Below are 1,037 nucleotides of genomic sequence, written 5' to 3' on the forward strand. Positions count from 1 at the left end.
GGCGGCACGCGTGCGCGTGCGGCTTCCGGCCGGGATCGCCGGGGCATCGGCTGCGGACGCGTGTGCGGAGGAGTGTACGAACGACGCCTTCGGGCCCGCCTTCGAGGTCATCTACCTCCTGGAGGCCGGGGACGCGGCCGTCGACCGGCTCAGGGAGCGGCTGGACGGGCTCGGGGACTCGCTCGTGGTGGTCGGGGGCGACGGGTTGTGGAACGTGCACGTGCACGTCGACGACGCGGGCGCCGCCGTGGAGGCGGGCGTCGAGGCGGGACGGCCGTACCGGATCCGGATCACCCACTTCGGGGTCGGCGACGTGCACACCGGCGGCGCTGGACGGCCGCCCCGGGAGCGGGCGCAGCGGGCCGTCGTGGCCGTCGTGCCGGGGGAGGGGCTCGCCGGGCTGTACATCGAGGCCGGCGCCACCACCGTGCTCGCGCGGCCCGGGGAGCCACCGGCGAGCGGGGAGCTCGTCGAGGCCGTACGGCGGGCCCACGCGCGCGAGGTCGTGCTGCTGCCCAATGACGCGGACCTGCGCCAGACCGCCGCCGTGGCGGCCGAGCAGGCCCGTACGGAGGGCATCCGGGTGGCGCTGATCCCGACGCGCTCGGCGGTCCAGGGCATCGCCGCGCTCGCCGTGCACGAGCCGGAACGGCGGTTCGACGAGGACGTCGTCGCGATGACCTCCGCGGCCGGCGCGACCCGGTACGCCGAACTCGCCGTCGCGGAACGCCAGTCCTGGACGATGGCCGGGATCTGTCAGGCCGGCGACGTCCTCGGCCTGATCGACGGTGACGTCGCCGTGATCGGCTCGGACGTCACGGCCACCGCGGAGGCCGTCATCGACCGCATGCTCCAGGCGGGCGGCGAGATGGTCACCCTCGTCCTCGGCGAGGAGGCGCCCGAGACGATCGCGGCGCATCTGGAAGCGCGGGTCCGCGAGGGTTACCTGGCCGTGGACACGGTGGTGTACCGGGGCGGCCGGCAGGGGGCACTGCTGCTCATCGGCGTGGAGTAGACCGCCCCCGCCGCCCCTTCCC

1 protein-coding gene is annotated in these 1,037 nt (G+C 75.6%); it reads left to right on the forward strand.

The window, feature by feature from the left end; translation table 11 throughout:
- Window positions 1–1,015: DAK2 domain-containing protein (locus AOK08_RS42100; protein WP_479683341.1), on the forward strand; the 1,015-nt coding region annotated here is incomplete at its 5' end.
- Window positions 1,016–1,037 lie beyond the last annotated feature (22 nt).

Source organism: Streptomyces graminilatus, from assembly GCF_001418565.1.
GTDB classification, from domain to species: domain Bacteria; phylum Actinomycetota; class Actinomycetes; order Streptomycetales; family Streptomycetaceae; genus Streptomyces; species Streptomyces graminilatus.